The following is a 7,469-nucleotide window of genomic DNA, read 5'->3' on the forward strand; positions in this document are numbered from 1 at the left end:
GTCCCGGCCTCCCGCGAATCTCGGAGCCAAAGAAAACCACTTTGTCTCCAAGATTTGCCGCTGTACGTCACTCCGTTCCTACAGCGCTCTGGGGTCGCAGCAACCACGTCTCCGGACACGACGCCTCCACCCCAAACCCCGCCCGCGGGTTCCCGACACATAGTGGTGGAACACGGCTACAATATTAAGTGTGCCGTTACCTAAATGGGAGGATACCATTACGACTGTTACCAACGCCAACTGGTCAAAAGGCCCGGTCACCTCATTCCTGACGCTTGGAACGCCGACTTGCACCCAAATTGGCTTACGAACGCATCCGTGCGTGGCTTGGGCCCGGGAGGTGTGTAGACGACTGGGTCCGGAACGGTGACCGCTGTAAGAGCGCAGCGATGTACAGCGCGACGAATTTAGAGACTGACTGCCCGCATTTGGCAGGCAGGCTCTAAATCGCACCGGAAACTCGCGCACTTTGCGAGTTGGAGGTTTCGCCCTAGCAGCGGTCACCGTGGAGCGACCCACAAAGTCGGAACACCTCCCGGGCTCAAACCACGCGCCACACAACCATGCTACTGCATCCGGTGGTTGAAGAAGCGGATGAAGGCGGCGACGCCCGGTTTGATGGAGGCCTCGTCCGGACTCAGCTTGTCGCTGTGCAACGTGTGCTCGGGGTCGTTAACCCCCAGCCACGCCATGGTGCCCGGGAACTTCTGCGTCAGGAAGCCGAAGTCCTCCCCCGTCATTGCGGGTTCGGCCTCCGCAAAGTCGGTGTCGGGATCCGCCGCCATGAAGTCCATCATGTCCGCTGTCTGCTCCGGTGCATTTTCTACCGGCATATAGCCACCCTGAATCAGCTTCAGGTCGGCCTCCACACCATAAGTGGCGGCGACACCGTTAGCGATATCCCGCACCCGCTGCTGCATCATCTCAATGTCCGCCTGACGGAACGCGCGAATCGTCCCCGACAACTTTGCTTCACCCGGGATGATGTTCGGCACCGTACCCGCGTGCAGGCTCCCAATCGTGACGACACCACCCCGCAGCGGATCCACGTTCCGCGATACGATGGTCTGTACCTGCATAATGAACGCCGCCGCAGCCACCAACGAGTCTTTGGCCCGCTGTGGGTACGCCGCGTGACCGCTCAAACCGCGCAGGGTCAAGTAAATCTCGGTCGTACCCGCAAAGAGTGTCCCCTGACGCGTCGCCAGTTGGCCAGCCGGTAGCGCCGGATTGTCATGAATCGCAAAAAATTCGTCCGGTTGCCACTCGCCCGTAAACGCGCCAGCCTGGTACACGCGGTACCCACCATAATCCTCCTCCTCAGCAGGCTGGAAGAAGAACAGCATGTTATCACGCGGCTGGTTCGCGGCAAAATGCTGTAGAATGCCTAGCGCTACGGCCATGTGGACGTCATGCCCACACGCGTGCATTTGGCCCGGAATCGTGGAGGCAAAGGGTAGGCCGGTCGCCTCGGTCACCGGTAGCGCATCAATATCGGTGCGGTAACCAATCGTGCGGCGTGGATCCGTGCCCGCCAGACGTACCATAATCGCCGTCGGTACTTCCGGCACGCCCTTAATGGTCATCCACGACGACTGCCAGGACTGAATCTTAGCCATCAGGTAGTCGTGCGTGCGGGTTTCGTGCAAAGCAAGTTCAGGAATCTGGTGCAAATCGCGCCGAATTGCAATCAGCGCGTCAGCGTCTAAGTCTGTCATGGAATCTACTTCCTTACGTTATTTAGTATCCACCGCCACATCACTAGTGAATGTGACGATCACGACCAAAGGCATTACAGCTGACGCAGTGCGTCAATCAAACCAGTCTTACTGTCAGTCTTGGCATCCTTCATCTTCAGAATCTTGGCTGGCACGCCACCAACAACGGCGTTGGCCGGTACGTCATCGATGACAACGGCGCCCGCAGCGACCACCGCACCTTTGCCAATACGGATACCTTCCAGTACCACGGCGTTGGCGCCAATCAGTACGTCATCCTCCACGATTACTGGCGTGGCGGATGCGGGTTCCACGACTCCGGCCAGGACGGTGCCAGCACCAATGTGGCACCGCTTGCCGACCGTTGCGCGGCCGCCGAGGATGGCGCCCATGTCAATCATGGTGCCCTCGCCGATCTTGGAACCAATGTTAATCACGGCACCCATCATGATGACCGCGTTGTCATCAATCGTCACGTGCTCACGAATGATGGCACCAGGCTCAATACGGGCGTTAATGTTGCTGATATCCAGCATTGGCACCCCAGTGTTGCGGCCCGTCACTTCAACGTGCGCGTTAGTAATGACCGCCTGGTTGGCTTCCAGCCACGGCTTAATCACCCCGGCATCCCCGAACAGCTGCCCGGTTTTGGTGTCCAGGAAGCTCTCGACGCCGGCGGGTACGTCCGTCAGTTTGCTAGTATCCCCAGCAAAGACAACGTGCATGGGCGTCGTCTTGGGCGCATTTGCGATGTACTCGATAATTTGTTCTGCGTTGAATGGTTGTGCCATAGTGTTGTGTCCTCCATTGGAATGTCTGTCTGCATCAATTTTTAAAAAGTTATACCCATAGTTAGTGGTGCTGGTACGGCTGGTCAAAGGCGAGCAGGTCGGCCCACGTTTCGCGACGAACCACGACCTGCGCTTCCCCGTCCTCGCAAAAGACGACGGCGGGCAGCGGGTTCCGGTTATAATGCGAAGCCATGGAGTACCCGTAAGCCCCGGTCGCCAAAACGGCGAGGATATCGCCCGGAACGACCGGTGGTAGCGCCGCCCGGTCAACCAGGATATCGCCCGACTCGCAGTACTTGCCCGCGAGCGTCACGACCTGCGTGGTCTCCGCGTGCGGTCGGTCCGCCAGTACGGCTTCGTATTCGGCCTGGTACAAAGCTGGCCGGATATTGTCCCCCATGCCGCCATCGACCGTTTGGTAAGTCCGGACGCCCGGAATCTGCTTGGTGCCACCCGCAGTATACAGGGTGATTCCGGCCGGGCCCACGATGGAGCGCCCCGGTTCAATCCAAATAGCCGGCATCGTCCAGTCAGTGTCCGCAAACCCAGTGCTAATGGTGCCGACGAGTGCGTCCACAAACTCCGTCGGTGGAATCGGCGTGTCCGCATCCGTGTACTGAATACCGAAACCACCGCCTAGGTCCAAGACCTGGGGAGCGTAGTCCCACTGACGTACCAAGTCCACCAGTTTTTGCGCTTCGGCCACGAAGCCGTCCACCGCAAAAATTTGCGAACCAATATGCGCGTGCAGCCCCAACAAGTTCAGGTGTGTTGCCGCCTGTGTATCCTTAACGGCCGCCTGCGCCTGACCACTCGCTACGTCAAAGCCGAACTTACTATCGGCTTGACCGGTCATAATGTACTCGTGGGTGTGGGCCGAAACGTCCGGTGCAATCCGCAACAGAACGTCCTGCACCACACCTTTGCGTGCGGCGAGTTCGTTGAGACGCTCTAATTCAAAGTGGTTGTCGACAATCACCGTGCCCAAGCCGGCGTCTAACGCCAGTTGCAGCTCCTCATCGGACTTGTTGTTGCCGTTAAACGACACGTGTGCCATGTTGACCCCAGCCTGCTGGGCGGTAACAATCTCGCCACCGGAAACCACGTCCAGGTGTGCCCCCTCACTGGCGGCTACCTGAAACATGGCGACCGTTGCGAAGGCCTTGGCCGCGTAGCTCACGGTGTAATCGACTTTGTGGGCCGCAAACGCCGCCCGGTACGCGCGGATATTCGCACGAATGACGCCCACGTCGTACGCATAAAGGGGTGTCCCAAATTCACGCGCCAGCTCGCTCGCAGCGACGCCGCCCACGGTCAGGCGCCCCTGCGCGTCCGTTGAAACCGGAATGGTCATGCAATACCTCCATTGTTGGTGCGCGTAAATCAGTGCGCACGTTTCATCGTTTTATTCACTAATTTCCCGAATCAAGCGGTCGTTCAGGTTGATGGACAACTCCCAAGGGGCAAAGCCGGTAAAGTCGGCCCACTCATCAAGGGTAATCTCCTCATCCCCGTCGCGACCCAGCACCGTCACTTTGGTGCCCAGCGGTAACGGGCCGGGCAACCGGATCATCATCGCGTCCATAGCTAGCTTGCCGAGAATCTGGCACCGTTGGCCGTTGACCAGCACCTCCGCGCCGGTGAGACGGCGGGTCAACCCGTCGCCGTAACCCAAAGGAATGGTGCCGACCCACTCGCCCTCTTTGGCCTCGTAAATGTGACCGTAAGAAATGCCATCACCCGCGTGCATCTGCTTGACGAAAATTAACTGCGTTGTCAGCGTCAACACAGGCTCCAGGTAGCTGGCGTCCCGTAACTCACCCAGCGACGGTTCGATGCCGTACACAACGGTGCCAGCGCGAATAACGTCGGTCGGAATCTCGTCCGCATGGTACATGGCGGCACCCGAGTTGGCCACGTGCACCATCGGCGGGTGCGGGAACGTATCCGTCAGCTCGTGCCAGCGCGCTAATTGCTTGTGGAAATAATCCACCTCGGATGAATCGGCCTGGGAAAAGTGGGTCATCAGGCCGTAATACTCAAAGTCATCCGGGTGCGCCTGCATGAACTGTAGGCTTGCATCCATTTCCGCGCGGCTACGGTAACCAATCCGGCCCATGCCGGTATCAATGCCCATGGACACTTTGAGTGGCTGGCCAGCCTGGGCTAAATACGGCTGGGCGTCGTGCAACCACTGGTCACTGGCAACCGTGGTAATCAGGTCGTTGTCGGCCAGTTCCTCGGCGTACTGCGGCATGACGATACTCATCACCAAGATGGGTATCGTAAATCCGTGTTGCCGGAGGGCGAGCGCCTCATCCAGAACGGCTACGGCGAGCCCATCTGCGCCGCCATTAACGGCCGCGCGACTCATTTCGAGCAGCCCAAAGCCGTAAGCGTTCGCCTTAACGGCCAGGAAGACCGTTTTGGCGTGTGCAGCTTTGCGCGTCTCGGCTAAGTTATGTGTAACTGCGTGTTGTGAAATATATAATTTTGTTGGACGATGATCAGCTGTGACTGACATGTACCGAACCCCCTACGTGTCGTGGTTAATGTGGATATGGTCGTCGTTGGCGCCCGGCCACAAGGTCGCGTTTCTTTAAACGGACACACTACTGCATATTATAAGGTATAGAGGGGCCGCTGACCATGGAGTACACGCGCACAAAAGCAAAGTCGCGGTGGTTCACGCCAGCGGGTACGCAAAAGCCCACCCGGCGTGCGTTATTCGCATACCAGATGGGCCGTTAAAGTCTTCGTTAAAAAACCGTTTGTCCATAATGATTTACGATAGCGCTCCGCAGCAAGTCACTGCGACAGTCCAGCGGTTATTCACCGGTGGCCCAACCTGCCGGGTTTACACTTCCCGAGCGGGTTTCGGCGGTCTTCCCTTTCACGCGCCCGCACCGTTGAGTGTATCAACTTGGACGCGCTAGTCATGGCAACCGCAACCTCTATCATTTATAATTAACGTTAGGTTACAATTAATACCGTACAACTGTCAACCCTGTGGTTATCCGAAGACGGACGTCTATAAGCCGCCGGATTCTGCAGCAGCCGTGGTTCTAGGGATACGGCCGGTGGTGGTGTGCGGCGGCTGCAGACCCGTAGTTCTGTTTGAATTACTGCCAGTAGTGCGACAGCACGTACTGGTAGTTATGAATTACAGAATCAAAGCGGATAGACCGAGTGGTTTTCTCGGGCTAGTCCGCTTCGCGGTAGCCCGGAACGGGCGTGAGCGTGAGGTTCGTAGCTTCGGCCGCACACTACCACCGCTCACGCGGAGCCGCAAAAGCAACACGAGCCGGCATCCAAAACCGCAAACCCCTTGCCGTTACGGTAGTAGCCACGTATACTAGCAACGAATATAAGATATACATACGCTTATGCATTTTGCGCGTAAAGCAGCCTAAAAATGTAGTATTGTTATTACAAACCATTCAGAAAGTTGGCATATTGTTCATGAAGGTCGTAAAATTCGGTGGCTCCTCCCTCGCCACAGGTCCGCAGCTCGAGAAGGCCATTAACATCGTTACCGCAGACGCTGACCGCCGCATCATGGTGGTCTCCGCCCCCGGCAAGCGTCAGTCTGGTGACACCAAGGTCACCGACCTACTCAGCACCCTCGCCGATGCCGTCGTTGACGGCACCGACACCGAACCAGTTACCGAAGAAATTCTGAGTCGCTACGTTGATATCGCGCGCTATTTTGACGTGCCCACCGACATCATCGACCGCCTCCGCCGTCACCTCGGCGAAATGGCGATGCGTAACTATCCTTCCAACGACTACCTGTACGCTGCGTTCATGGCTCAGGGTGAGTTTATGAACGCCCAACTCGTTGCCGAAGTGATGACGCACCAGCGTATCAACGCCCGCTTTGTCGGCCCTCGCGACCTAGGTATCACCGTTGCCGGCGAGCCCCGTTCAGCTACCGTCACTGACGACAGCTATGCCCGTATCGCTCAGTTTGAACTGCAACCTGACGAAATTATCGTTGTGCCCGGCTTCTTTGCATACGACAAAGACGGTAACATCGCCACCTTTGCCCGCGGCGGGTCCGACATTACCGGATCCATTCTCGCCCGCGGTTTTAGCGTTGACCTCTACGAAAACTTTACCGACGTATCGTCCGTTTACGCCGTCGACCCACGCGTCGTGGAGCACCCCCGCGCCATCCGCACCCTGACATACCGGGAGATGCGTGAACTGGCTTACTCTGGGTTCTCCGTGTTTAACGATGAGGCCATCATCCCCGTGATCCAGGCGGGTATTCGCGTCAACGTCAAGAACACCAACGACCCTGAGGCGCGCGGGACGTTCATCGCGCCAACCAAAGACGTCAACCATCACCACCACATTACGGGCGTGGCCGCCAACCGTAACTTCGTGGGCCTCTACCTGCACCGTTACCTGATTAACACTCAAGTTGGGTTCACGTTGCGCCTGCTGCAAATCCTGCGCAAGTACAACGTCAGCTACGAACACATGCCATCGGGAATTGACGACCTCACCATCATCATCGACAAGGGTCAACTGTCGCCGGACAAGAAGCGCGGCATCACGGCGGACATTAAGTCGGAGATTGCCCCCGACCAGCTCGAGTGGTTCGACGACTTTGCGGTGCTCATGATTGTGGGCGAAGGATTGTACGCGCAGAATGACCTGCTGGCTAAAATCATGGTAAGCCTGGCCGATGTTGGCATCGCGCCGACGATGATTAACCAGGGGGCCTCTCGCATCAGCATTATGTTGGGTGTACCCGCCGAGCAAGCAGACGACGCGGTCCGCGCTGTGTATGAGCTAAGTTCTACACACCGTGACCCAGTGGAGAAAGCACCAGCGCACCAAGCCTCACTAAATTAGGACGAATTCGACCAGGCCGCTAACACGCGGCCTGGTCTTTGTTTTATCTCTTCGCTCCATGGTGGCGGTGCTGGCCGGTGGGGGTGCTGTGGGG

The 7,469-nt window shown here is 57.7% G+C and carries 5 protein-coding genes and 1 riboswitch; of the genes, 1 reads left to right on the forward strand and 4 read right to left on the reverse strand.

Features of this window, described 5'->3' with window-relative positions; all coding sequences use genetic code 11:
- Window positions 1–566 precede the first annotated feature (566 nt).
- From LPA02S_RS09780 to alr, 4 genes are all read right to left on the reverse strand, one after another.
- Entirely contained in the window at window positions 567–1,718 is a 1,152-nt protein-coding gene (locus LPA02S_RS09780; protein ID WP_056956176.1) for an N-acetyldiaminopimelate deacetylase, read from the reverse strand.
- Between the two features lie 74 nt (window positions 1,719–1,792).
- Window positions 1,793–2,509 (reverse strand): 2,3,4,5-tetrahydropyridine-2,6-dicarboxylate N-acetyltransferase, encoded by a 717-nt coding sequence (gene dapD, locus LPA02S_RS09785; RefSeq protein ID WP_056956177.1) that lies wholly within the window; start codon window positions 2,507–2,509, stop codon window positions 1,793–1,795.
- Window positions 2,510–2,570: 61 nt separating this feature from the next.
- A complete protein-coding gene (gene lysA, locus LPA02S_RS09790) occupies window positions 2,571–3,857 on the reverse strand; it encodes a diaminopimelate decarboxylase (protein ID WP_156471016.1) in 1,287 nt (428 codons plus the stop codon).
- Between the two features lie 57 nt (window positions 3,858–3,914).
- A complete protein-coding gene (gene alr / locus LPA02S_RS09795; RefSeq protein ID WP_056956179.1) occupies window positions 3,915–5,033 on the reverse strand; it encodes an alanine racemase in 1,119 nt (372 codons plus the stop codon).
- 259 nt (window positions 5,034–5,292) lie between these two features.
- A riboswitch (Lysine riboswitch) is annotated at window positions 5,293–5,474 on the reverse strand.
- A gap of 497 nt (window positions 5,475–5,971) precedes the next feature.
- On the opposite strand from alr, the gene LPA02S_RS09800 reads away from it, so the two are divergent.
- Entirely contained in the window at window positions 5,972–7,375 is a 1,404-nt protein-coding gene (locus LPA02S_RS09800; RefSeq protein ID WP_082405334.1) for an aspartate kinase, read from the forward strand.
- Window positions 7,376–7,469 lie beyond the last annotated feature (94 nt).

The organism is Lacticaseibacillus pantheris DSM 15945 = JCM 12539 = NBRC 106106 (assembly GCF_001591865.1).
GTDB lineage: Bacteria > Bacillota > Bacilli > Lactobacillales > Lactobacillaceae > Lacticaseibacillus > Lacticaseibacillus pantheris.